Source organism: Pseudomonas sp. E1BtOHC1 (assembly GCF_058744285.1).
This window is the reverse complement of record NZ_CP196023.1, coordinates 5,205,493-5,227,091: the sequence shown is the minus strand read 5'-3', so window position 1 is coordinate 5,227,091 and position 21,599 is coordinate 5,205,493. Positions and strand designations below refer to the sequence as shown.

The following is a 21,599-nucleotide window of genomic DNA, read 5'->3' as shown; positions in this document are numbered from 1 at the left end:
GCAAGCGGTTCGCCATGAGCCGCTTTGGAGATACCCATGGAATTGACTTACTCTGCGCAAACAACGGACTTCGATCCCGATAAGCGCTATCGCAACCCGCAGTACTTCGATAAGCCAGAATCCGGTGTGACCAAGGTCACTGTTGTGGGGGATTGGTCGGTCGTGGTTGAGGCCTATAAGGCCGTCCAGATCGAGGTGGATGTCGTCGAGCCCGGCGGTGCTGCTGAAACTGACCCGGCTAAAATGGGCGTAGCAGATCTGCGTGATTGGCTCACCGCCCAGGGCATCGAGTTCGATCCGAAGGCCCCGAAGGCCGAAATTGTGAAACTCATTCCAGCGAGCTGATTTATGGCACTCATAGTCGAGGATGGCACCGGGAAGTCTGACGCCGAAAGCTACGCATCCGCCGAGGACCTGGCCATGTACGCCGTGAAATTCGGCCTAGCCATCCCTGCGGAGGTGCCAGCGCAAGAGGCCTTGCTGCGACGGGCCGCCCTGGCCATGGATGGCATGACCTGGAAAGGGCGCAAGAGCAGTAGCGAGCAGGCTCTGGCCTGGCCGCGCCGGGAAGTGCTGCTGGATCAGGAGATCAAGCCAAATAACTACCTGCCGGCGCGGATCCAGTACGGCCAGATGGCCTTGGCTGCGGAGATCCATCAGGACGATATCGACCCGATCGAGAAGCGCAAAGGCGCGGTGACGCTGGAGCGGGTAGAGGGTGCGGTTACTCGCGAGTACGCGACTATTCCCAACACAAGCGGCCGCCTGTTGCCTGCGGCACCGGACCGGCCGAGTGCCACGCAATTTGCTGACTACCTACAGAAGCGCGGGTTGTTTGCAGTGAGAGCCTGATGGTAGCGTTGTGCCTCTGTATGCGGAGGAGCAAGAAAATGACGAAATTAGAAGCTTGGACTCGATTTGCTGAAAGTGCATTGATCGGAGTTATAACTGCCAAAGGAAACTCAATTTCACATGACAATCCAACAAAAACAGCGGCGAGCTACGCGGATAGCATGTTGAAAGAGTGGGAGAAAAAAAAGCAACAACTCGAAGATGAGCGACTCGCCGCTTACAGCGAATAATTGTAGCCCAGCCATCGCGCTGGGCTTTTCACATCTGGAGCCACCATGGCCTTCTACGACGAAATGGCCGTGATGGCTCTGGAGATGATCACAGAGCTCGGCCAGCCCGTAACCATCCGCGACATCAAGCCTGGCGAGTACGATCCTGATACCGACTCGGCCGGCCCTGACACCGTCACCGAGCAAACCGCCCAGGGCATCCTGCTCGACTTCACAGGCCTGGAGTTCCAGAACAACAGCCTCATCAAGCAGGGCGACAAAAAGTTCAAGGTCGCAGCCCAAGGGCTGGCGTGGGCGCCTGATCTGCTCAACAAGGTCATCATCCAGGGGCGCACCTGGTCCATCGTTCCGCCGCTGAAAGAGATCAACCCAGCCGGTACGCCTATTCTGTACGAGCTGCAGGTGCGGTCATGAACCGACCCGAATGACGACGGCAGTTAAGATAAGCCCTGGAGTTTCTTGTAAGGCGTAGGCTTCGAAAGGTGGCTTTCGCACTACCTGTATTGATGGGTGGACAACGACTCGATGCCGTAATAGCGTTGTGCCTTTATCTTCCGGCTGTGAGTAAAGTATATGGATATGCGCGGTATTGTATTTGCTGTTGGTGCGGCTGTTTTCTTTTCAGTTGCTGCACATGCAGACACTGATGTCAAAAAAGAGATCATTGATCGCTGCAAGTCACAGATGGATAAGTACGGATCAGTGATGGTGAAAGCCTGCGTTGACCAAGATCTAGAAGCGGTCGCTGGCCTTAAGCAAATCCCAGATGAGCATAAGAAGACCGTTGCACGCTGCATGAAGCAGATGCGTAAGTACGGTTACAGTATGGTGAAAGCATGCGTCGACCAGGACCTTGAGGCGGCGAAGGCCTTAGGTGAGTACTGAGTCACTATTCTCTTATGCGATGACCTCCACTATTCGAAAGCCCGCCTCCAAGCGGGCTTTTTTACGCCTGATGATCAGGGAGGAGTTCAGCCATGTCTTCGCGTTACGCGGGCCGGAGCGGCAATTTCGCCGAGAACATCCGCCAGTTCGCCGAGCAGGCCCAGGCCGGCATTGACGCCATCTTTCGCGAGATCGTGATCGAGATCGGCAGCAGCGTGATTCGCATGTCTCCGGTGGGTAATCCGGAGATCTGGGCCGCCAACGTGGCGCACCGTGCGGCCAACACGCGGGCAGCCGACGACTACGACTTCAAGGTCTCGGTGCGCAACACACTGATCAACCTGGACGAAAACAACTTCACCAAGGCCGGCAATCTGCGCCGCGGCGTGAAGTACGCCAAGCCTCTGACCAAGACCGAGCGCGACCAGAACTTCAACGTAAACGGCCTGGTCGCCGGGAAGGACTATGTCGGCGGCCGCTTCCGGGGGAATTGGCAGTTCTCGATCGATACACCGGCTGAAGGCGTGCTGGATCAGGTCGACCCGGCAGGCGGCGTGACGCTGGCCAAGCTGCGATTGCAGGTCGGACAGCTGACCGCCGGCCAGACTGCCTACATCGTGAACAACCTGCCTTATGCCGTTCCGCTTGAATACGGGCATTCCAAGCAGGCCCCCGGCGGCATGGTCCGGATCACGCTCGCCAGGTTCCAGCAGATCGTCGACGAAGCCATCAGGAACAACCAGGTATGAGCCATAACGTTATCGCCACGATCTATCAGGCCCGGGTTATCGCCTGGGCGAAAGCTAGGGTTCCGCCGCTGAAGGTGGTCGTCGAGAACGAGGCCTACACGCCGAAGGACGGAGAGACCCACATTAGGACCTACACCCTGCCGGCTGACACGACGAGCAACACCCTGGGCGGCGACCACCGGCTGTACACCGGTGTCTTCCAGGCCAGCGTAGTGGCGCCATCGGGCAAGTACCGCGGTCCGGCCGGCGGCCTCGCTGATGAGATCGGCGCGCTGTTTCCGCTGTATGAACGGAACGAGAAGGCCGGCCTGACGGTGATCACCATGACGCCACCAGACCAGGGCTCAGGCATTCAGGGAGACACGACCTACACCGTGCCCGTGTCCTTCCAGTACCGCGCTGACACCAACTAATTCCGCCCATCGGGCAACCCCACAGACCCGCCATTGAGCGGGTTTTGTCATTTCTGCAAAGAGGAAACACCCAATGGGATACAAAATTCCTAACGGCGGCACTTTTAAACACGCCGCCACCTACGAGGCTCCGCTGGCATTCACTGCCATCTCCAACGCAAGTGAGGCTGTGGCCACCGTTGTCGGCGCCGATCTGGACGCTGGAGACATCGTGCTGCTCACCTCCGGTTGGAGCAAGCTGGACAGCAAGGTCGTCCGCGTGAAGGCTGCCACGGCAACTGCGATCACGCTGGAAGGCATCGACACCACCGACACTCAAATTTTTCCAGCCGGCAATGGCTCGGGCACCATGAAGAAGGTGCTGACCTGGGTGCTGATTCCGCAAGTAACTGACCTGGCCTTCTCGGGCGGGGAGCAGAACTACCTCGACGTGGTGTTCCTCGAGAACGACCAGGGCAAGCAGATCCCTACTGACAAGTCGGCTGCCAGCATGGTCCTGACCATCGCCGATGACCCGGCCCAGCCGTTCAACGCTGTCCTGATGTCGGCCGATGCCGGCAAGCAGGTACATGCTGCGCGCCTCGATCTTCCAGGCAATGACACTCTGCTTTACGGGGCTTACACCTCGTTCTCCAAGCAGCCAGCGGTGTCCCGTAACAACCTGCTGACCCGCACCGTCAACCTGGCGCTGCAGTCCGAGCCAACCCGCTATCTGACCTCGGTGTAACCCATGGCCAAGTTCTCGCTGATCCAGAATCCAACCTTCAACGCCGACGTGCTGATCCCGCAGTTGGGCGGCGAGCCAGTGAAGGTGGGGTTTGAGTTCAAGTACCTGGACCGGACCGGCCTGGCCGAGCTCTACGCTGAGTGGGGCGAGCGCCACAAGGCCTTGGGGTTGAAGGCTGACGAGATGGACCTGAAAGCCTTCACCGCAGCCCAGATCGACCTGCAGGTGGACCAGGTGAAGGCCGTGGTGGCTGGCTGGGACTTCGAAGAAGAGTTCAACGAGCAGAACATCCGCATTCTGGTCACCTCGATTGTCTCGATACCCAGCGCGGTATTGGCGGCCTATTCCGAAGCGTTCAACCAGGCCCGCCTGGGAAACTCCTAAGCGCCGCGCGCGCACTCTATGAGCAAGGGCCTTCGGCTGAAGAGCTGAAGACCTTTGGCTTTCTGGTGGGTGATCTTACCGGCCAGGACTGCGAGGTGTGGCCGGACAACTGGCCGGCCTTCACCGTTTTCGAGGCGATGAGCACTCAGTGGCGGGTCGGTGCGTGCGGCGCTACTGGCCTGGACTACGGCGCTCTGCCGAGCGTCATCCGAATGTGTGGCGTGCCGGCTGGCTCCAGGCAAAGCATTTTCAGTGACATCCGGCAGATGGAGGCTGAGGCCCTGGCCGTAATGGCTGAACAGAGAGACAACAAATGAGCACTACCTTCGCATCGCTTGGCATTGCGGTTGAGTCGTCTCAGGCGGTCAAGGCTGCCGATGACCTGGATAAACTGGTCGACGCGGCCGAAGGGGCAGAGAAGGCCGTCGATGACCTTGGCAAGGCTGGGGAGGGCCTGGCCAACACCGGCAAGAAAATCAGCCAAGCGGAGGCGGAGGCCGCCCAGGGCATCGATAAAGCGACCAGTGCGAAGGAGCGCCAGGTCGACGCGAGCCGCAAGGCCGGGACAAGCGCCGCCAGCGAAATCGCAATCATCAGCCAGCTCGACAGGGCGATGACCGGCAACATCGACAGCATGGAGAAGCTGGTCCAGGCAGAAGGACTGCTTGAGCGGGCCCGCAAGGGCGGCCTGGTCACCATTGAACAGCAAGAGGCCTATCAGGAGCGCCTCGGCAAATCCTTCGACAAGATCGAGAAAGCCGAAGCCAAGGAGACGGTGCAGAAGCAGCGCCTGATTGACGCCGAGAACCGGCAGATCGAGGCACTAAAGCGCACGGTCAACAGCATCGATCCCCTGAATGTGAAGTTGGCCAAGCTGGAGGCGCAGGAAAAGGCGGCACATGAAGCTTTCCGTCTTGGCGCAATCAACGCGGAACGCTACAGCGAGGCCCTGGCCAAGGTCGGCAAGGATCGGGCCGGCATCACTGCTACAGAGGGCGCATTCGACAAGCTGAAGCTCGGCACCCGCCAGGCCCAAGAAAACGTCATGCAACTGGCCAACGCCTTGCAGTCCGGGGATTGGGGGAGTGGTGTTCGCGCAGTTACGCAGCTTGGCGCTGGAGCCGGGGCCAGTGCTGCAAGTCTCCTCGCGCTCGCGGCGCCTATCGCTCTTGTCACGGCCGCAATCGGTACTCTTGCCTACGCCTATTACAAGGGCAGCGAAGAGCAGGATGCTTACAACAAATCGCTGATCCTTACCGGAAACTATGCGGGCGTGAGTGCCGGGCAGTTGGGCGACATGGCGCGCCAGGTCAGTGCCACGGTTGGCACTACCGGGCAAGCGGCTGCGGTGCTGGCAATGCTGGCCGAAAACGGAAAGATTGCCGGCGAGAGCTTCACAGGCATCACCCAGGCAGCCGTGTCAATGCAGGAGGCTACGGGCAAAGCGGTGAGCGAGACAGTCGCCGAGCTCTCCAAGTTGGCCGACGACCCGGTGAAGGCCTCTGCAGCGCTGAACGAGCAGTATCACTACCTGACGGCCTCGGTTTACTCGCAGATCGCCGCACTGGAAGAGCAGGGCGATCATGCTGGGGCCGTAAAGCTGGCAACTGAGCAGTACGCTGATGCAATCAATGAGCGGACGCCGCGAATCCTGGAGAACCTGAGCTTCTGGGAGAAGGGCTACAACGCAGTGGCCCGCGCTGCAGATAACCTGAAGAACGTTGGCCGACAGGACATCGGCAGCGATATAGAGCAGGCTCGGCTTAATCTGGCCAGGGCACAAGCTGGAGATATTGGCGCTTTCCAGAACAAGACGGTGATGGTCGATTTCTACCAGAATCGCCTCAACATGCTGGAGGACCAGAAAGCTGCTGAGGAAGACATTGCCAAGTGGGAGAAAGAGCAAGCGAAGGCCCAGAGCGCCTCTGTCGACGCTATGACAAAGGTCGATGCATTGGCGAAGTCGTCATGGACGAACGAGCAGAAGCGCACGGAAGCGGTAAAGGAGTACAAGCGCTGGCTCGACGACATTCGCAAGACTGATCCCAACGACAAGCGCCTGGATAAGGCTGTCGTTGATAAGAACATTGCGAACATCAACGACAAGTTCAAGGACACGAAGACTGCCGCCGGCGCGGTAGACCTGACGGCCTTCAACAACTCGAAAAACAACCTCACCGGCATCCTGTCCGAGTACAAAAACGCTCAGAAGGAACTGGACGCAGCGCAGAAGGCGGGGCTGGTGTCCCAGGCCGACTACCTGCTCAAGCGTGAGGCCATGATCGGCAATGAGCGGGACGAGGTCACGGCGGCCTATGAGGCGAAGATTACGGCACTTGAGGCTGCCAAGGGCAAAGCCAGTACATCTGCCGCCCAGCGCATCCAGCTGGACCAGAAGATCGCCGATGCCCGCGCCGCCATGGTCAAGGCCCAGCAGGACGCTGACACCGAGCTGAGCGTGCTGGCCAAGAACGAAGAGGGCCGGCTGAAGAAGCAGGAACTGGCGGTTAAGACCTACACCAGCGCCTTGCAGCAGCAAGTCGACACTCTGCGCGAGCAGGGCATGCGCGCTGCCGCTGGCCTTGGCCAGGGTGATCGCCAGCGCGATCTGACCAACCAGCAGAACGCGATCGACGACCGCATCAACCAGCAGAAGCTGGACCTGGCCAACCAGTACGGCGATGGCTCCCGGGGCATGAGCCTCGACGAGTACACGCAGAAGCTGCAGGCGCTGGAAGCCACCCAGCAGAAGCTCCACGACACTGTGGTCAGCAACTACGACGACATGACGGCTGCGCAGGGCGACTGGAGGAATGGAGCATCTTCGGCTTGGCAGAACTACCTGGAGTCAGCACGGGATGTTGCCGGCCAGACCAAAAGCCTGTTCACCAACGCCTACGGCTCGATGGAAGACGCGATTGTGCAGTTCGCGATGACCGGGAAGTTATCGTTTGCTGACTTCACGAAGTCGATCCTCGCAGATATGGCCAGGATCGCTGTTCGCCAGGCCAGCTCCTCGGCGCTCAGCTCGTTGTTCGGCATGGCTGCCTCTGCTGCCGCATCGTACTTCGGCGGTGGGGCGGCTTCGGCCGGCTCAACGCAGGCCGGGTATACCGGGGTCGACTTCTCCAGCTACCAGGCCAATGGCGGTGCCTGGGGAGCTGGCGTGCAGATGTTCGCCAATGGTGGCGCCTTCACGAACAGCGTGGTCAGCAAGCCAACGGCTTTCGGAATGGCTGGCGGCCAGACTGGAGTGATGGGCGAGGCGGGCCCCGAGGCGATTGTGCCGCTGGCCAGGACCTCCAGCGGCCAGTTGGGTATTCGAGCGTTGGGCGGTGATTCAACCCCGAGCAACAACCAAGTCGTGATTCAGCAGACCTTCAACATCCCTGAAGGGAGTGGCGGGGCCAGCGAAGCGGACGGCCAGGTTCTGGCCCAGGCCTATGCAAAGTCCGCCAAGCAGGGCGCTCAGGAGCAGATCGCGAGAGACCTCCGGCCAGGAGGCCAGATCTACATGGCCATCAGGGGGCGTGGTTGATTGGCGTTGCCCGCTTCGGCGGGCTTTTTTATGCCTGGAGAAAATATGGCAACTGAAACCTTCACCTGGAAGCCGAATAACGATCCCGCGGCGACCATTGCGTTTCGAACCAAGTCGGCCAAGTTCGGCGACGGTTACGAGCAGCGTGCCCAGGACGGAATCAACAACCGCTCGCAGTCCTGGCCCCTGACGTTCACAGGCCAGAAGGCGCGCATCAAGGAGATCATGGCGTTTCTCGACCGACATGCCGGCGCAACACCATTTTTCTGGGCTGACCCGCTGGGCGATCAAATGCTCTACCGGTGTTCCGAGTATCAACCCAAGGCCATGGGGGGCGATGCCTACACCCTGACCGCAACATTCGAACAGGCATTCCACCCATGAGCATCGATCCCATCAACATCGGCGGGGCGCCCAACGATGGCAACGGCCAGGACCTGCGCTCGGGCGGTCAGATCATCAACGACAACTTCGCGGAGCTGGATACCCGCACGGCTGCCGCCCAGGAGAAAGCTGAGCAGGGCGTTTTGGATGCTGCTGCGGCAAACGCCGCCGCAGAAGCTGCCAAATCGAAGGCTGACGCCGCGGTTCCAGGCGCTGCGCTCGGGATTTCTGTCGCTCAACTGGTCAGTGGTGTTGTGCCCGCTTCTCAGTTGCCGAGCTTCGTTGATGATGTGTTGGAGTTTCCGGCGCGGGTCGATTTCCCCGCGCCGGGCGAGACAGGGAAGATCTACCTTGCGATCAATGATGGCGACAGCCCGACTAATCCTACTCGTCAGTACCGGTGGAGCGGCTCAGCGTATGTGTTGATCCCGTCCTCTCCGGGCTCGACGGATCAAGTCCCGGAAGGATCGACAAACCAATACTTCACGCAGTCCCGCGTGCGCTCGACGACTCTTTCTGGCCTGGGCGCTCTGGTCAATGCTGCGATCCTGGCAACCGACACGTTGCTGCAGGCTTTTGCAAAGCTGCAGGGCCAGCTCAACGCCAAGCTGAGTAGGAGTGAGGCGGCAACCGACTCCGAAAAGCTCGGAGGCCAACCTGCCTCGTTCTACACCGCACAGATGGTTGGAGCAACGGCGTCGTCCGCCGGCAAGCCTGGGCTTGCTCCGGCTCCAGCAGTTGGAGATCAGGCAAAGTACTTGACGGGTAGCGGAACGTACGAAGAGCCAATCCCGGGAGTGTTCACAAAGAAGTGGACAAGTTCGCCACTGTCTTTTGCCGTCGGATCGAACAACCTGATCACGCACAACCTCGGGCAGAAATTCAAACTCGCGAAGCTGTTCATTGTGTTGACCACTTCTGTCGGAGGCTGGCCTGTCGGCACTCGGTTAGAGCTGATTCCGTTCATGGATGCGGGCGGGACTACGGGATCTTCCTATGGGCTTCAGCTGGCTGCTTCAACAGAAACGACTGTTAATGCGGCCGTTGGAAATGGAGGTTTTGTTTGCCTGTCTACGGTAGGCGGAGGAGCAGTGGTTCTGCCTTCATCGGGTGTTCTGACCTTGGAGTTGTATGCATGAATGAATTGCATGGGGAGCCGTTTCATCACTACGTGACTCCCGAAGGGCAATATCTTGGCGCGTCGGATGGAGAGGCTCTAAGTGCTGTTGAAGTTGATTCGCCTCCCGAGTACGCCGATCAAGTATGGCAATTCCCCGGTTGGGCGCCGAGCCCAAGCAAGCTGCGCAGAGCTGAAGATGAGTGGTGCCAAGTCGAACTGGCTGTGATCGCCGCTCAGCTTGATGCGCTGGAAGAAGCTGAGGCCGGACAGGCGCCAGAAGACTTGCTGCCCGGGGTTCGCTCGCAGTGGCTTCGGTATCGCGGCCTGGTGCGGAACTGGAGCTCAGGAAAGGGAGATTACCCAGACATCACCAAACGCCCAACTCGCCCTATTTGAATTGCCGTCACCCGCCATGAGCGGGTTTCTTTTTTTGAGGAACTTCCATGCCAATTACGGCCGATATCCAGACCCTGGAGCCTGGCGCGTGGGTGGAGCTTTTCGAGCTCGACGCTACTGCTCTGGGCGCCGAGCTTTATCGCTTTCACGGCTACCCGCAGCAGTCGTCGATCTACTGGCAGGGCGAGGAGTATTCGCCCTGGCCGATCCAGGCCGAGGGCTTCGAAATGACAGGGCAGGGCGCGCAGCCAATGCCAACCCTGTCTGTTGGCAATGTCGGTGGGTTCATCACGGCCCTGGTGCTGTACTTCGAGGACCTAGTGGGGGCGAAGCTGATCCGGCACCGGACCTTGGGCAAGTACCTGGACGGCCAGCCCGAGGCGGACCCCGACGAAGAGCTGCCGCCGGACATCTGGTATGTCGAGCGCAAAGCTGCCGAGAACAACGAGACGGTGCAGTTCGAGCTGGCTTCAGCCCTGGACTTCGCCGGCGTCCAGCTGCCGCGCCGGCAGATCGTGGCAAACGTTTGCTGGTGGCTCAGCTGCGGCGGTTACCGCGGGCCCTACTGCGGCTACAACGGCGGGCCCGTGGCCGATGAGAACGACATCATCGTCACCGACGCCTCCAAGGACAAATGCGGCGGGCGCTTGAGCAGCTGCAAACTGCGCTTCGGCGAGAACAACCCTCTGCCTTATGGCTCATTCCCGGCCGCCGGCCTGCTTCGGAGCTGACAATGAACAAGTCCACCCGCGCCGCCATCGAGCGGCATGCACTTGCCGAGTATCCACGTGAGTGCTGCGGCCTGGTGATTCGCGAGGGGCGCAAGGAGGTCTATGTGCCTTGCCGCAACACGGCCTCGACACCCAGCGAGCATTTCCGCCTCGCGCCCGCGGACTTCGTCGCTGCCGAGGACCGCGGCCAGGTGCTGGCGGTCGTGCATAGCCACCCAGACCACCCGGCAGCACCCAGTGAAGCAGATCGCGTCTCATGCGAGGCCTCCGGGCTTCCCTGGCACATCCTTGAAGTCAGGAAAGGTGATGATGACGTCATGCGCCCCGGCGAGCTGTGCAGCTTCGCGCCGGAGGGCTACCAGGCCCCGCTGATTGGCCGCAAGTTCGCCCACGGCGTGCACGACTGCCTGAGCATCATCCTCGACTTCTACTGTCGCGAAATGGGCATCGATCTGGGCCAGTACGAACGGGAGGACGGATGGTGGGAGAAGGGCGGAAACCTGTACCTGGAGAACCTGCCGGCGGCTGGCTTCACGCAGGTCATTGTGCCGCAGCATGGCGACATCGTGCTGATGCAGATCCGGTCGAAGGTGCCGAACCACGCCGGGGTATACCTGGCCGACGGTGTGCTGAAGTCCGAGCCTCAGCACTTCCCAGCGCCCGGGTCGATCCTGCACCACCTCTACAACCGAGACAGCAAGCGGGACACCTACGGCGGCTACTGGCGCGAAGTTACGGTCAGCTACTGGCGGCACGCAAAACAATGAGGAAGAGCAATGGCTCAATCAGCTGAAAAGATGCAGACAGTGCTGCTTTCCGGTTCCTTGGCACGGCTATTTGGCCGCCGGCATAGAATGATTACCCGCGGTGGCTGGCGCGACATCATCGGGTATTTCAAGCAGTTCCCAGGATTCGAGAAACACATGGCCGAAAGCTCCAGCAAGGGGCTGCGCTACGCGATCTTCAACGGCAAAGAGAACCTTTCTGAGGATGACCTGGCGAAGCCAACCGGTCGTGATGTGATCCGGGTTGTGCCGGTGATCACTGGTTCGAAGCGCGCCGGCCTGCTGCAAACGATTGTTGGAGTAGTGTTGATAGCCGCATCCTATTTTACTGGCGGAACAACCCTTGCAGCAGGTGTCGCCATGGTTGCCGGCGGCGTGATCCAGATGCTGAGCCCCCAAGCAAAAGGCCTGGGCACCCAAGACACCCCCAACAACCGACCCAGCTACAGCTTCAACGGAGCCGTGAACACCAGCGTCCAGGGCAACCCTGTCCCGCTTCTCTACGGCCGGATGATTGTCGGCAGCGCGGTGATCAGCGCCGGGATCTACTCCGAAGACCAGATGTAAACCGAACCCGCCACCAGGCCCGCCGAGCGCGGGTATTTTTTTGCCTGAAGGAAAGTCATGAACCAGCACATTACCGGCAGCAAAGGCGGCGAGTCGAAGCCGCGGCCGTCCGTTGAGGCCCCCGACAGCCTGCAGAGCACTGCCTATGCGCGGATCCTCGACCTGGTGAGCGAGGGCGAGATCCAGGGCCTGGTCGCGGGCGAGCGGTCTGTCTATCTCGACGAAACCCCGCTGGCCAATGCCGACGGAACCCGTAATTTCAGCGGCGTCACCCTGGACGCCCGCACCGGCAGCCAGGATCAGCTACATATCCCGGGCTTTCCGGCAGTCGAGAGCGAGATTGCTGTGGGTGTTGAGCTGAAGTATGGCCAGCCCTGGGTTCGGGCTGTGCAGAACCTGCAGCTGTCGGCCGTGCGCGTACGCTTGTCTACCCCGCGCCTGGCGCAGACAAACACCAGCAACGGCGACACCAACGGCTACACCGTGCAGTACAAGATCGAGGTGTCCACCGACGGCGGGCCTTATGTGCAGGTACTGGCCTCGGCGTTCAGCGGCAAGACCTCGACCAAGTACGAGCGCTCCCACCGGGTGGACCTGCCGCCGGCGAGCAGCAACTGGCAGATTCGCGTCACTCGCCTGACGCCGAATAGCACCAGCAGCGTGATCGCTGACACCACCAACATCGACGCGATCACCGAGGTCATCGACGCGAAGCTGCGCTATCCGGGTTCCGCTGTCGTCGGCCTGCAGTTCGACGCCTCGCAGTTCCAGGCGATCCCCACGAGATCCTTCGACCTGCGCGGCCGCATCATTCGCGTGCCGAGCAATTACGACCCGGAAAGCCGGCTGTACTCCGGCATCTGGGATGGTTCGTTCAAGTTAGCCTGGACCGATAACCCGGCCTGGATCTTCTACGACCTGTTGCTGCACTTCCGCTATGGCCTGGGCCATCTGTTGAATGAGGGCCAGGTCGACCGCTGGGAGCTGTACCGCATTGGTCAGTATTGCGACCAGCCGGTGCCGGACGGGAAGGGTGGCATGGAGCCGCGGTTTACCTGCAATCTGTTCCTGCAGACCCGGTCGAACGCCCTGGACGTGCTGCAGGACTTGGCCACGACCTTCCGAGGGATGTCCTACTGGGCCGCTGGCTCGGTGATGGCCATTGCCGATATCCCGGAAGACCCGGTGTACACCTACTCGAACGCAAACGTGATCGACGGCAAGTTCGGTTACTTCGGCTCGGCCAAGAAGACCCGTTACACCGTGGCCCTGGTGAGCTGGAACGACCCGGCCGACTTCTACCGGCAGAAGGTCGAGTATGTCGACGACCAGGCCGGGATCACCCGCTACGGCATCCAGCAGACCGAGATCACAGCCACCGGCTGTACATCCCAGGCCCAGGCCCAACGCATCGGCAAGTGGGCGCTGCTGACCAACCGCCTGGAAACCGAAAGCGTGGGGTTCTCTGTGGGCCTGGACGGCACCCTGGCGCGCCCCGGGCAGATCATCCGCATCGCGGACAACGATCGGGCAGGGCGGCGCATTGGCGGGCGCCTGCGCTCTTCTACGCTCGACACCTTGATACTGGATGCCGACGTGAAGGCATACCCAGGTGACACGATCACCGTGATCATGCCCACGGGCACGGCGGTCTCCCGCAAGATCAAGTCGGTCGGGTATCCGCTGACCTGGGACAGCACGGGGATCACCTGGGACAACGGGCGGATTACCTTTGACACCACAGGCTTTCCATCCGACGTCCAGCAGGTGGTACTGGCCCAGAAGTTGGACGATCTGCCGCCTCAGCACTCGATGTGGGCGATTGACTCGACCACTCTGGCCACCCAGCTGTTCCGCGTGATGTCGGTGGCGGAGGATTTCTCCGACTCGGAGATCAAGTTCACGATCAGCGCGGTCCGTCACAACGCGAGCAAGTACGGCGCAATCGACAACGGCACGCGCATCGAGCGGCCACCGGTGACGGTGATCCCGCCGAGCGTCCAGCGGCCGCCGTCGAACGTGACGGTGAGCAATGACCACTTTGTCGACCAGGGCAGCGCGGTCAGCGTCATGACGATCGAGTGGGAAAAGCCCGAGGCAGCGATCGCCTACGAGGTGTACTGGCGCAAGAACGACGGTGACTGGATCTTTGCCGGCCGCACGGGCACCACGTCCATCGATGTGAGCGGGATCTACGCAGGGCGTTACGTCGCGAAGGTGCGGGCCATCAACTCGCTCGACATCGGGTCAGTGTTCGCGACCTCGGTCGAGACTGTGCTGAACGGCAAGACCACGCCGCCGCCGGTGCCGTCGTCCTTCACCGCCGAATCGATCGTGTTCGGCATCAAGTTGGCCTGGGGCATTCCGGCCGGAGTCACCACCGCGGACCTGCAGCGAACTGAAATCTGGTACAGCCAGACCAACCAGGTGGCTACGGCGACCAAGTTCGGCGACTACGCCTATCCGCAGACCGACTTAACGATCATGGGGCTGGCCGCCGGTGTGCGGTTCTTCTTCTGGGCCAGGCTGGTGGACCGTATCGGCAACGTGGGGGCGTTTTACGGGCCAGTGATGGGGCAGTCCTCAGCTGATGCCGGCGTGATCCTTGACTACCTGAACGATCAGATCACTGAAACGCAGCTGAGCCAGCACCTGCTGGAAAAGATCGACTCGGGCGGCGGTGCCTCGATTGAGGTTGAGGCCCTGAAGAGCGAGCTGGCGGCCATGTACTCGATCAAAACCCAGCTCACCGTCGACAACAAGCCGTACCTGGCCGGCATCGGGATCGGTGTAGAGAACAATGAAGGGATCATCACCAGTCAGGTGCTGATCGCGGCAAGCCGGTTCGCGATTGTCGACCCGAACGCCGCGGAGATCTATTACCCGTTTGTTGTTCAGAACAATGCCGCCTATATCGACACCGCGTTCATCAAGAACGGCTCAATCGACATGCTCAAGATCGGCAGCAACTTGCAGTCGAACAACTATGTGCCTGACGTTTCGGGCTGGGCATTCCGACCGGATGGAACGTTCCAGATGATGGGCAATACCCCCGGAGGAGCAAGGCTCATGATCAACAACAAAGGGCTGTATGTGTTCCATCCGAATGGCGTCAAAGCCATCGATCTGAGCGTGGACGCAACATGACGGTCGGGCTGATAACGCGTGATGCAAGCGGCAACATCACAACCAACATGACCAAAAAGCTGAGTCAGGGGGCAGGCTCCGTCATCACCAATCGCAGCAACGGATCGATCCCCGTTTCGCTGCCGGCCGGCAGATCGTACTTCTACGTTGTTCAGCCGCTGGAAGACTCGCAGCGCACAGCGGGCAAGAAGCCTGGCGTCACGATTACGCAGAATAGGCTCGAATGGTCGTACGTGATACCGGGCGGCTTTGCGATGAACTGCGAAATTTTCTATGGGTACTACTGATGAATACCGCACTCATAGTCCGCGACGAGAGCGGCAATGTTCTCTATGACACGTCGAAGTCGATCTACGGTCTCATAAAGAGCGGACCCGTCGAATATGCGGGCACATGGAGCAGATTGCAGCCAAGTGGTGCAGTGAGTGTCTTCTACGACAATATCTACAAGTTCGAAGTTGAAGGCGCAATCAGCCCGCTTGTATTCGTCACTGGCGCAAGCAACAAGCCGTTTCAGTCAAAGGAGGGTAACAAGACAGTTTTCTACTTCGCCGGCCAAGTCAGCGGCATTAAGGTTTACTGCTTCGACATCATGCGGCCAATCTTTACCGGGCCGGCGCTCAAGACGCGAAAGGAGGACGGAGGGTTCACGTTCAATAGTCTGCAGCGACCGTTGAACGTCATTGGCACTTCGACTCCTCCGGGCCCTGTGACATTTCCCAATGGAATGCAAACGCCATTCACCGGTGGTTCTGTTGCAGTGCTCATCCCTCAGCCCACGGGTTCGACACTCGGCGGCGTCCTGTGGGCGAATTACACGGTCAACCTCAATCCAAGCAAGACATATGCCGCGCATATTCCATGGGACCGCGGCTGCGGCTTTGTGAGTCAGCTCGGCAGCGATACTGTCTTCAGAGGCGCTGTTCATGAGGGATGCTACGGCCAGCAAGGGTCAATTGTGCACTGCATGTGGAACTCGCCGGAAACTACTTACGCCGGCGTTCACAGCACGACCCCTCAGGGATTCATGTCGCTGCTTTCAGACCGCATGCCTTCTTGCTCGTACATAGACACTGCTGAATACCCATACCCCTTTAATCCACAGTTGTAACTGAAGCGTCCGAATGCGCCCGCCCTGAGCGGGTTTTTTATTGCCTGGAGAAAAATAAATGCCGATCACCGAGCAGCAGTTGCTGCAGATCCTCCCGAACGCCCGCCCTGTTGCGGGCGTTTTTGTTCCTGCGCTCAACCGCGCTATGGCCCGCTGGAAGATCGACAGCCGGGTGCGCCAGGCCGCGTTCCTGGCCCAGGTCGGTCATGAGTCCGGTCAGTTGCGCAAGCTGGTGGAAAATCTCAACTACCGCGCCGATCGCATCCGCCAGATCGGCCAGGCCTCTCCTGTAGCCAGCCGGTGGCGTTCGTTGGTGCCGCGGGCGGATGAACTGGGCGGTAAGCCGGAGCGCTTCGGCAATGCTGTTTACGGCGGGCGTATGGGCAATGGCCCGGAAAGCTCGGGTGATGGTTTCCGCTACCGCGGTCGCGGCCTGCTGCAGGTCACCGGACGCAACAACTACCGCGCTGTCGCCAGCGGCCTGGGCCTGCCTCTGGAGGCGCAGCCAGAGCTGCTGGAACAGCCTGAGCATGCCGCCCAATCGGCAGCGTGGTGGTGGACCACCCATGGTCTGAACGAAATGGCCGACGCCGGACGCATCCAAGACATTGGCAGCATCATCAACACCGGGCAGCCAGGCCGGGTGCCAAATGGTGCCGTGGAACGGAAAGCACTCTACGACCTGGCTTTGAAGGTGCTGGCGTGAGCGCCTGGCTGTTACGTGGCGGCCTGCTGGTGCTGGTGCTTGCCTCTTACTGGGGGATCTATCAGCACGGACGGTCGATCGAGAGCGCAGAGTGGCAGGCGCGTTGGAATGCGCGTGACGCCGGCGATAAGCAGGCTTGGGCCATCGATGAGCGCGCAGAGCGCGACAAAGAACAGGATCGGCAGAACTCAATCAACAAGGCGGTGCAGGATGGACAACGGAAAATCGATAGTGCAGTCGCTGACGCTGTTACTGCTCGCGCTGCTGCTGGGAGCCTGCAGCGGACAGTCGACGATCTCACCGAGCGCCTCAAGCGTTCGGCCAGCAGCAATTCCTGCACTGCCGCCGCAAGCCAGGCAGCAACCCGCACAGCCTTGGTGCTTGCCGAGCTGTTCAAGCGCGCTGACGACCGAGCGGGCCAGCTGGCAGCAGATGCTGATCAAAACCGGAGCAGGGGAGTGACTTGTGAGCAGGCTTATGAAGGATTAACGAGGTGAGTTGATGCCTTTAAAATTGGTTAAGGCGAGATCATCGTGCGAGGGAAAAATTGCTATAACTAAAAACTGTGATCAGCATTCGATGAGGTAGAGCTCATGAAGAATATGACTTTGTCGGATTGGCAAAATCTACTCGTTGTGCAGGTCGGTTCCGAGAAGTGTCTTGATGAGTACTACTGTGATTTGATCTGCGCCGCTAACGAAATGTTGCGACTTGGTCTCGTTGACCGTAATGAATGGCATGGTCAGATTCAACAGGCCGGAGATTGGTTGGTCGCCGCAATTGAGCAGGAGCAAGCGCAGGCTGGAAAATGAAATAGCCCGCCGAAGCGGGCTTAAGCCGGTAGGGGGATTGTGGCCCGGCTTAGGAATTGTAGAACAATCTTGTTTTGGAGCAAGCCCGAAGCGGATTAAACAAAAAGCCCGGAAGTGGAGCGGGCATTAGAGGCTTCTGACTTTCCTGTCGGCAGTCAGCCGTTATTCACCGCATCGCCACCGGCGGGCTTGGTCGTGGGCTCGATCAGTACCGCGCCGTGATTCCTGACATTGCCGACGGCGGCGCTAACTTTGAACCACTCGAAGGCCTCGGCGGCCTCTCCCTGGTGTAGGGCCATCTGTTCGGCGCGCTCTTTGGGCGTTGCTGGGTCGAGCCATTCCCGGGCCAGGTCTGGGGCCAGGACCACCGGCCGGCGGTCGTGAATATCGACCATGCCGCCCTGTGCGTCGGCGGTGATGATCACAAAGCCGTCGTGCTCGCCCTGGTCCAGGGCTGGAAACTGTCCAATTGAGGCGCAGAGTATGGGAGAGCCGTCGCGGTGACGGATCAGGTATGGCTGCTTCTTCGGGCCGCCTTCGTCTACCCATTCGAACCAGCTATCGATCGGGCAGACAGCACGGTGTGGCCAGATCTGCCGAAAGAAGGGGCCGTGGGCCACTTTCTCGACGCGGGCATTTATCGGCGCGGCGCGGTCGGTGGCCCAATGCGGCCTCCAGCCCCAACGCACAGCGTCGGCATGCAACGCTTCGCCGGCAACATGGAAGAGGGCGAGCTGCATTGTCGGTGCTGCGTTGTAGCGCCCCAGGGGCTGGTCACCGACGTTATTGATCAGAGCCCCCGGCATGCTCAGGGCAGTGACGAAGTCGTGGATACCGCGATACTGAGAGAGTCGTCCGCACATGGCTGTGTCCTCGCTTGCTCTCAGCGTAGCTTTCCGCGTGCGCCAGCGGGTATCTGCCGCCGAAGATCCTCATTCGCTCGGTCCTTGCACCTGACTGTTGTTTCCAGGTCGTTGACTTGCTGCCGCAACCGCGCCGCTTCTCCCGCTTTTTCACGCAGCCTGGCCAGGGCTTCGTCGCGGTCCTTCTCTGTCTGGGCATGCATGTTCATCAGCTTGTAGATGTTTTCCCGGGCTGCGCGCAGCTGCAGATTCAGCTCTGCCACCTCATTTTCCAGCAGCAGAGCATGCTGCCGGGCAGTTTCTAGGGGCGTGGGGATGCCCAGCCAATCGGATGTGTCGTCATCTGTGTGCACGGTACTACCTCGAATCCAATGCTGTATGTGCATACAGTAAACGAGGTTTTGCAGCGCTGCGATTTGAGCCGACGAGATGTAGGTATAGAGGATTGGTAGTTGTTCGACAGGACGTCGGAGGAGGGTTAGTTATGGAACACGTCCATAATAGTTATGGAACGCTTTAAGTGTAATTGCGCCAAGCCTGAACCCCAGACACAAAAAAGCCCTGAAAAATCAGGGCTTTCTCGTTGAGATTTGGCGGAGGCGTAGAGATTCGAACTCTAGGACCTGTTACAGTCGGCGGTTTTCAAGACCGCTGCCTTAAACCACTCGGCCACACCTCCAGATCGCATTGCGGGCGCCATAATACCCGAATGAAACACACTGTCAAACTCTCTGCATCGCGAGTTACAGAGCCTCTGTTATGATCTTTGCCACTAAACGTTTCCCCCAACAGGAGTGTCGCCATGCGCGAACAGGATTACGCAGTTAACAACGGCGTGCAGGCCGAGCAGCTAGAGGTTAGCCGCGTCCTGCGCAACACTTACGGCTTGCTGGCTCTGACCCTCGCATTCAGCGGTGTCATGGCCTATGTGGCGCAGCAGATGCGCGTCGGCTACCCGAACATTTTTGTCGTGCTGATCGGCTTCTACGGTCTGTTCTTCCTCACCAACAAACTCCGTGACTCGGCCTGGGGCCTGGTCTCGGCCTTCGCCCTGACTGGCTTCATGGGCTTTTTGCTCGGCCCGATTCTCAACCGCTACCTGGGCATGCAGGGCGGCGCTGAAGTGGTCAGCTCGGCCTTCGCCATGACCGCCCTGGTGTTCGGTGGTCTGTCGGCCTACGTGCTGATCACCCGCAAGGACATGAGCTTCCTCGGTGGTTTCATCACCGCCGGCTTCTTTGTCCTGATGGGCGCGGTACTGGCCAGCTTCTTCTTCCAGATCAGCGGCCTGCAATTGGCGATCAGCGCCGGTTTTGTGCTGTTCTCCTCGGTCTGCATTCTGTTCCAGACCAGCGCCATCATCCATGGCGGCGAGCGTAACTACATCATGGCCACCATCAGCCTGTATGTATCGATCTACAACCTGTTCGTCAGCCTGCTGCAACTGTTCGGCATCATGGGTCGCGATGATTGATCCCTGGCGTTGAATCAATGAAAAAGCCCGCTTCGGCGGGCTTTTTTGTGTCTTCGAGAAAAGGGCGCCGGGTTCAGCGGGTCTGGACCTGCAGGCGCGCGGTGGCGATGGCTTCCTTGCTGACCTCGATGGAAAACGACTGCACCTCCACCTGCTGCTGTTCCAATTGATCAACCCAGCTGATCAGGCTGTTGAGCGGTCCTTCCAGGGCCAGGTTGATCCGGCCTGGGGCGTCATTGTCCATGCGCTCAAGGTTGAGACCGGCCTGGCTGCTGGAGCGAGCCAGCAGCCCGGGCAGGGCTTCGGCGGAAATCGCCATGGCGGTGCTGGACGGCGCGGTGGCGGGCAGTTGTTGAAGCTGATGATGCAAATCGGTTACCTCGATAAAACGTTGCTCTGCAAGCCTCAGCGCCTGCTGCTGTGGCTGCCAGAGCAGTAGATAAAACAGGGTCGCAGCGCTGAACAGGGCCAGCCCTTGAAGGGCCCGCTGCTCACGTTTGGCCAGGCGCTGCCAGTGCCCTTGGGATTGGCGGAGCAGGGTGGACAGGGGCGACTTTTTCCGTACGGCTTGGGTCACGTTCACTCCTTGATCTGCAACCGCGCGCTGACCCCTTGGGCGTCGCGTACGGAAGAGTCGGTGCTGGCGTCCAGGCCCTGGGCAATCAGGCCTTCGCGCAGTTGTTGAAGATCGGCAAAGGCCGGCGCGCTGATGTGCAGGCTCCAGCCTTCGCCGGCCTGGTAGTCGAGACGGTGGACCAGCGCCAGGGCGCCGTGGCTGGCGCTCCATTGGCCGGCCAGTTGCGACAGCTTGTGGGCGCTGCCGATGACCTCTTCGACCTCTTGCTGTTGCTTGGCGCGAATCTGTGCCGCCAGGTCGGTGGCCGGGCCTTCATCGGCAAAACGCTGTTGCCACAGGGCCAGGCTCTGTTCCTCAAGCCGGTCGCTCCGATGGTCCAGGTACCAGCGCTGGCCAGCGCTCTGCAGCAGTTGCGCGCCGCCGGCAATCAGCAGTAGCAGCAGGGCCAGGCGCCAGGGGGCGGCCTGTCGATGGCGCAGTTGGAACTCGCCCTGGCGCAGGTCGATGGCCTGTTGCGAACCCTGGCTCAGGCAGTCCCAGGGACGTTCGTCGGCTTGCCAGCCCTGGGTCTCGACTGGGTCCAGGGCCGGCGGCTGCGGCCCTTGCCAGTGCAGGTCCGCCGGCAGCAGCGGGGCCAGGCTGCCCAGCTCATCCGGTCCCAGGGCCTGGCGCAGCGGCGCACTGCCGCCCAGCAGCCAGCGGCCGTCCCAGGCCAGGGCTCGGGGCCGGTCCTGGGGCAGGCAATCAGCATCGATATGAATGCGCGACGGCTGCAACCCGTGCCTGGCCAGTTGTTCCAGGCAATAGCCCAGGCGCTCGCGATTGAGGGCCAGCACCGGGCAATGGCGTTTGTCCTTGAGCGGTCCGTGGGCCAGGTGCAGGCTGTCCAGCTCATCGATCAGTTGCTCCTCCAGGGCACTGTGCAGCGCCTGACGCAGCCAGCGACCGCTGCGTGCGGGTACGCTGACCTGATGATGGCTGGCCATTTCCATGGGCAGCAGCAAGGTCAACGGCTGTTGGTCCAGGTCCGCTGCGGCCTGTTCCAGGTTGCCCTGATGCAGGGGGCCGTCGGCCTGCCACCAGAAACAGCGCCATGGCGTCGCCCCGGTGGCGTGGGGGGAAAGATAAAGCCACTGGCTCATGTCGGT

The 21,599-nt window shown here is 60.4% G+C and carries 28 protein-coding genes and 1 tRNA gene; 24 read left to right on the top strand and 5 right to left on the bottom strand.

The window, feature by feature from the left end; all coding sequences use genetic code 11:
• Positions 1–36 precede the first annotated feature (36 nt).
• From ACSSVC_RS23395 to ACSSVC_RS23285, 23 genes are all read left to right on the top strand, one after another.
• A complete protein-coding gene (locus ACSSVC_RS23395; RefSeq protein ID WP_404939016.1) occupies positions 37–345 on the top strand; it encodes a hypothetical protein in 309 nt (102 codons plus the stop codon).
• A 3-nt stretch (positions 346–348) separates the two neighbouring features.
• Positions 349–852 (top strand): DnaT-like ssDNA-binding protein, encoded by a 504-nt coding sequence (locus ACSSVC_RS23390; RefSeq protein ID WP_404939018.1) that lies wholly within the window; start codon positions 349–351, stop codon positions 850–852.
• Between the two features lie 38 nt (positions 853–890).
• The gene (locus ACSSVC_RS23385) at positions 891–1,082 is read left to right on the top strand and encodes a hypothetical protein (RefSeq protein WP_404939020.1); all 192 of its coding nucleotides are present in this window, start codon (positions 891–893) and stop codon (positions 1,080–1,082) included.
• 45 nt (positions 1,083–1,127) lie between these two features.
• Entirely contained in the window at positions 1,128–1,496 is a 369-nt protein-coding gene (locus ACSSVC_RS23380) for a hypothetical protein (RefSeq protein WP_492611465.1), read from the top strand.
• A gap of 159 nt (positions 1,497–1,655) precedes the next feature.
• Positions 1,656–1,967: a hypothetical protein gene (locus tag ACSSVC_RS23375; protein WP_404939024.1), complete on the top strand. Its 312-nt coding sequence runs from the start codon at positions 1,656–1,658 to the stop codon at positions 1,965–1,967.
• 92 nt (positions 1,968–2,059) lie between these two features.
• Positions 2,060–2,716: a hypothetical protein gene (locus tag ACSSVC_RS23370; RefSeq protein ID WP_404939026.1), complete on the top strand. Its 657-nt coding sequence runs from the start codon at positions 2,060–2,062 to the stop codon at positions 2,714–2,716.
• Positions 2,713–3,129 carry a phage tail terminator-like protein gene (locus ACSSVC_RS23365; RefSeq protein ID WP_404939028.1) on the top strand — a complete coding sequence of 139 codons (417 nt, stop codon included), beginning with the start codon at positions 2,713–2,715 and terminating at the stop codon, positions 3,127–3,129. Before ACSSVC_RS23370 ends, ACSSVC_RS23365 begins: the two co-directional genes overlap by 4 nt.
• A gap of 73 nt (positions 3,130–3,202) precedes the next feature.
• Complete coding sequence (locus ACSSVC_RS23360) at positions 3,203–3,856, top strand: phage tail protein (protein ID WP_492611464.1); 654 nt, start codon at positions 3,203–3,205, stop codon at positions 3,854–3,856.
• A gap of 3 nt (positions 3,857–3,859) precedes the next feature.
• Entirely contained in the window at positions 3,860–4,240 is a 381-nt protein-coding gene (locus ACSSVC_RS23355; protein ID WP_492611463.1) for a phage tail assembly chaperone, read from the top strand.
• Between the two features lie 65 nt (positions 4,241–4,305).
• The gene (locus tag ACSSVC_RS23350) at positions 4,306–4,557 is read left to right on the top strand and encodes a DUF1799 domain-containing protein (RefSeq protein WP_492611462.1); all 252 of its coding nucleotides are present in this window, start codon (positions 4,306–4,308) and stop codon (positions 4,555–4,557) included.
• Positions 4,554–7,778, top strand: coding sequence for a phage tail tape measure protein (locus ACSSVC_RS23345; RefSeq protein WP_492611461.1), 3,225 nt, complete (start codon positions 4,554–4,556; stop codon positions 7,776–7,778). Before ACSSVC_RS23350 ends, ACSSVC_RS23345 begins: the two co-directional genes overlap by 4 nt.
• A 45-nt stretch (positions 7,779–7,823) precedes the next feature.
• Positions 7,824–8,162, top strand: a complete 339-nt coding sequence (locus ACSSVC_RS23340) for a phage tail protein (protein ID WP_092313455.1) — start codon at positions 7,824–7,826, stop codon at positions 8,160–8,162.
• Complete coding sequence (locus tag ACSSVC_RS23335; RefSeq protein WP_492611460.1) at positions 8,159–9,301, top strand: hypothetical protein; 1,143 nt, start codon at positions 8,159–8,161, stop codon at positions 9,299–9,301. The genes ACSSVC_RS23340 and ACSSVC_RS23335 overlap by 4 nt, the downstream gene beginning before the upstream one ends.
• Positions 9,298–9,678 (top strand): hypothetical protein, encoded by a 381-nt coding sequence (locus ACSSVC_RS23330; RefSeq protein ID WP_492611459.1) that lies wholly within the window; start codon positions 9,298–9,300, stop codon positions 9,676–9,678. Before ACSSVC_RS23335 ends, ACSSVC_RS23330 begins: the two co-directional genes overlap by 4 nt.
• Positions 9,679–9,725: 47 nt before the next feature.
• Positions 9,726–10,409 carry a phage minor tail protein L gene (locus ACSSVC_RS23325; RefSeq protein WP_102863219.1) on the top strand — a complete coding sequence of 228 codons (684 nt, stop codon included), beginning with the start codon at positions 9,726–9,728 and terminating at the stop codon, positions 10,407–10,409.
• Positions 10,410–10,411: 2 nt separating this feature from the next.
• Positions 10,412–11,176, top strand: a complete 765-nt coding sequence (locus tag ACSSVC_RS23320) for a C40 family peptidase (protein ID WP_404939042.1) — start codon at positions 10,412–10,414, stop codon at positions 11,174–11,176.
• Between the two features lie 9 nt (positions 11,177–11,185).
• Positions 11,186–11,761 carry a tail assembly protein gene (locus tag ACSSVC_RS23315; protein ID WP_404939044.1) on the top strand — a complete coding sequence of 192 codons (576 nt, stop codon included), beginning with the start codon at positions 11,186–11,188 and terminating at the stop codon, positions 11,759–11,761.
• Between the two features lie 57 nt (positions 11,762–11,818).
• Positions 11,819–14,908: a TipJ family phage tail tip protein gene (locus ACSSVC_RS23310; protein ID WP_492611458.1), complete on the top strand. Its 3,090-nt coding sequence runs from the start codon at positions 11,819–11,821 to the stop codon at positions 14,906–14,908.
• Entirely contained in the window at positions 14,905–15,195 is a 291-nt protein-coding gene (locus ACSSVC_RS23305; RefSeq protein ID WP_492611457.1) for a hypothetical protein, read from the top strand. The genes ACSSVC_RS23310 and ACSSVC_RS23305 overlap by 4 nt, the downstream gene beginning before the upstream one ends.
• Entirely contained in the window at positions 15,195–16,019 is an 825-nt protein-coding gene (locus ACSSVC_RS23300; RefSeq protein WP_492611456.1) for a hypothetical protein, read from the top strand. Before ACSSVC_RS23305 ends, ACSSVC_RS23300 begins: the two co-directional genes overlap by 1 nt.
• A gap of 58 nt (positions 16,020–16,077) precedes the next feature.
• Complete coding sequence (locus tag ACSSVC_RS23295) at positions 16,078–16,725, top strand: glycoside hydrolase family 19 protein (protein ID WP_492611455.1); 648 nt, start codon at positions 16,078–16,080, stop codon at positions 16,723–16,725.
• Entirely contained in the window at positions 16,722–17,222 is a 501-nt protein-coding gene (locus ACSSVC_RS23290) for a DUF2514 family protein (protein ID WP_492611454.1), read from the top strand. The genes ACSSVC_RS23295 and ACSSVC_RS23290 overlap by 4 nt, the downstream gene beginning before the upstream one ends.
• A 96-nt stretch (positions 17,223–17,318) precedes the next feature.
• Positions 17,319–17,537: a hypothetical protein gene (locus ACSSVC_RS23285; RefSeq protein ID WP_492611453.1), complete on the top strand. Its 219-nt coding sequence runs from the start codon at positions 17,319–17,321 to the stop codon at positions 17,535–17,537.
• Positions 17,538–17,692: 155 nt separating this feature from the next.
• Here the strand turns inward: ACSSVC_RS23285 and ACSSVC_RS23280 are convergent, their stop codons facing one another.
• The 3 genes from ACSSVC_RS23280 to ACSSVC_RS23270 form a co-directional block, all read right to left on the bottom strand.
• Positions 17,693–18,400 (bottom strand): SOS response-associated peptidase family protein, encoded by a 708-nt coding sequence (locus ACSSVC_RS23280; RefSeq protein ID WP_492611452.1) that lies wholly within the window; start codon positions 18,398–18,400, stop codon positions 17,693–17,695.
• A gap of 20 nt (positions 18,401–18,420) precedes the next feature.
• Positions 18,421–18,753 (bottom strand): hypothetical protein, encoded by a 333-nt coding sequence (locus ACSSVC_RS23275; RefSeq protein WP_492611451.1) that lies wholly within the window; start codon positions 18,751–18,753, stop codon positions 18,421–18,423.
• A gap of 238 nt (positions 18,754–18,991) precedes the next feature.
• Positions 18,992–19,079 (bottom strand) — tRNA-Ser (locus tag ACSSVC_RS23270).
• A gap of 123 nt (positions 19,080–19,202) precedes the next feature.
• On the opposite strand from ACSSVC_RS23270, the gene ACSSVC_RS23265 reads away from it, so the two are divergent.
• Positions 19,203–19,874 (top strand): Bax inhibitor-1/YccA family protein, encoded by a 672-nt coding sequence (locus ACSSVC_RS23265; protein WP_123725856.1) that lies wholly within the window; start codon positions 19,203–19,205, stop codon positions 19,872–19,874.
• A gap of 73 nt (positions 19,875–19,947) precedes the next feature.
• On the opposite strand, the gene gspM is transcribed toward ACSSVC_RS23265, so the two are convergent.
• The gene (gene gspM, locus ACSSVC_RS23260; RefSeq protein WP_346635231.1) at positions 19,948–20,451 is read right to left on the bottom strand and encodes a type II secretion system protein GspM; all 504 of its coding nucleotides are present in this window, start codon (positions 20,449–20,451) and stop codon (positions 19,948–19,950) included.
• A 2-nt stretch (positions 20,452–20,453) separates the two neighbouring features.
• Complete coding sequence (gene gspL, locus ACSSVC_RS23255) at positions 20,454–21,593, bottom strand: type II secretion system protein GspL (protein ID WP_492611450.1); 1,140 nt, start codon at positions 21,591–21,593, stop codon at positions 20,454–20,456.
• Between the last annotated feature and the right edge of the window lie 6 nt (positions 21,594–21,599).

Bases quoted from the DNA above. Each gene is read 5' to 3' on its own strand.
- ACSSVC_RS23305 (WP_492611457.1), top strand. From the start codon at position 14,905: ATGACGGTCGGGCTGATAACGCGTGATGCAAGCGGCAACATCACAACC.
- ACSSVC_RS23385 (WP_404939020.1), top strand. From the start codon at position 891: ATGACGAAATTAGAAGCTTGGACTCGATTTGCTGAAAGTGCATTGATC.
- ACSSVC_RS23285 (WP_492611453.1), top strand. From the start codon at position 17,319: ATGAAGAATATGACTTTGTCGGATTGGCAAAATCTACTCGTTGTGCAG.
- ACSSVC_RS23300 (WP_492611456.1), top strand. From the start codon at position 15,195: ATGAATACCGCACTCATAGTCCGCGACGAGAGCGGCAATGTTCTCTAT.
- ACSSVC_RS23310 (WP_492611458.1), top strand. From the start codon at position 11,819: ATGAACCAGCACATTACCGGCAGCAAAGGCGGCGAGTCGAAGCCGCGG.
- ACSSVC_RS23375 (WP_404939024.1), top strand. From the start codon at position 1,656: ATGGATATGCGCGGTATTGTATTTGCTGTTGGTGCGGCTGTTTTCTTT.
- ACSSVC_RS23340 (WP_092313455.1), top strand. From the start codon at position 7,824: ATGGCAACTGAAACCTTCACCTGGAAGCCGAATAACGATCCCGCGGCG.
- ACSSVC_RS23365 (WP_404939028.1), top strand. From the start codon at position 2,713: ATGAGCCATAACGTTATCGCCACGATCTATCAGGCCCGGGTTATCGCC.
- ACSSVC_RS23320 (WP_404939042.1), top strand. From the start codon at position 10,412: ATGAACAAGTCCACCCGCGCCGCCATCGAGCGGCATGCACTTGCCGAG.
- ACSSVC_RS23360 (WP_492611464.1), top strand. From the start codon at position 3,203: ATGGGATACAAAATTCCTAACGGCGGCACTTTTAAACACGCCGCCACC.
- gspL (WP_492611450.1), bottom strand. From the start codon at position 21,593: ATGAGCCAGTGGCTTTATCTTTCCCCCCACGCCACCGGGGCGACGCCA.
- ACSSVC_RS23355 (WP_492611463.1), top strand. From the start codon at position 3,860: ATGGCCAAGTTCTCGCTGATCCAGAATCCAACCTTCAACGCCGACGTG.
- ACSSVC_RS23330 (WP_492611459.1), top strand. From the start codon at position 9,298: ATGAATGAATTGCATGGGGAGCCGTTTCATCACTACGTGACTCCCGAA.
- ACSSVC_RS23295 (WP_492611455.1), top strand. From the start codon at position 16,078: ATGCCGATCACCGAGCAGCAGTTGCTGCAGATCCTCCCGAACGCCCGC.
- ACSSVC_RS23380 (WP_492611465.1), top strand. From the start codon at position 1,128: ATGGCCTTCTACGACGAAATGGCCGTGATGGCTCTGGAGATGATCACA.
- ACSSVC_RS23325 (WP_102863219.1), top strand. From the start codon at position 9,726: ATGCCAATTACGGCCGATATCCAGACCCTGGAGCCTGGCGCGTGGGTG.
- ACSSVC_RS23315 (WP_404939044.1), top strand. From the start codon at position 11,186: ATGGCTCAATCAGCTGAAAAGATGCAGACAGTGCTGCTTTCCGGTTCC.
- ACSSVC_RS23395 (WP_404939016.1), top strand. From the start codon at position 37: ATGGAATTGACTTACTCTGCGCAAACAACGGACTTCGATCCCGATAAG.
- ACSSVC_RS23335 (WP_492611460.1), top strand. From the start codon at position 8,159: ATGAGCATCGATCCCATCAACATCGGCGGGGCGCCCAACGATGGCAAC.
- ACSSVC_RS23280 (WP_492611452.1), bottom strand. From the start codon at position 18,400: ATGTGCGGACGACTCTCTCAGTATCGCGGTATCCACGACTTCGTCACT.
- ACSSVC_RS23265 (WP_123725856.1), top strand. From the start codon at position 19,203: ATGCGCGAACAGGATTACGCAGTTAACAACGGCGTGCAGGCCGAGCAG.
- ACSSVC_RS23390 (WP_404939018.1), top strand. From the start codon at position 349: ATGGCACTCATAGTCGAGGATGGCACCGGGAAGTCTGACGCCGAAAGC.
- ACSSVC_RS23370 (WP_404939026.1), top strand. From the start codon at position 2,060: ATGTCTTCGCGTTACGCGGGCCGGAGCGGCAATTTCGCCGAGAACATC.
- ACSSVC_RS23345 (WP_492611461.1), top strand. From the start codon at position 4,554: ATGAGCACTACCTTCGCATCGCTTGGCATTGCGGTTGAGTCGTCTCAG.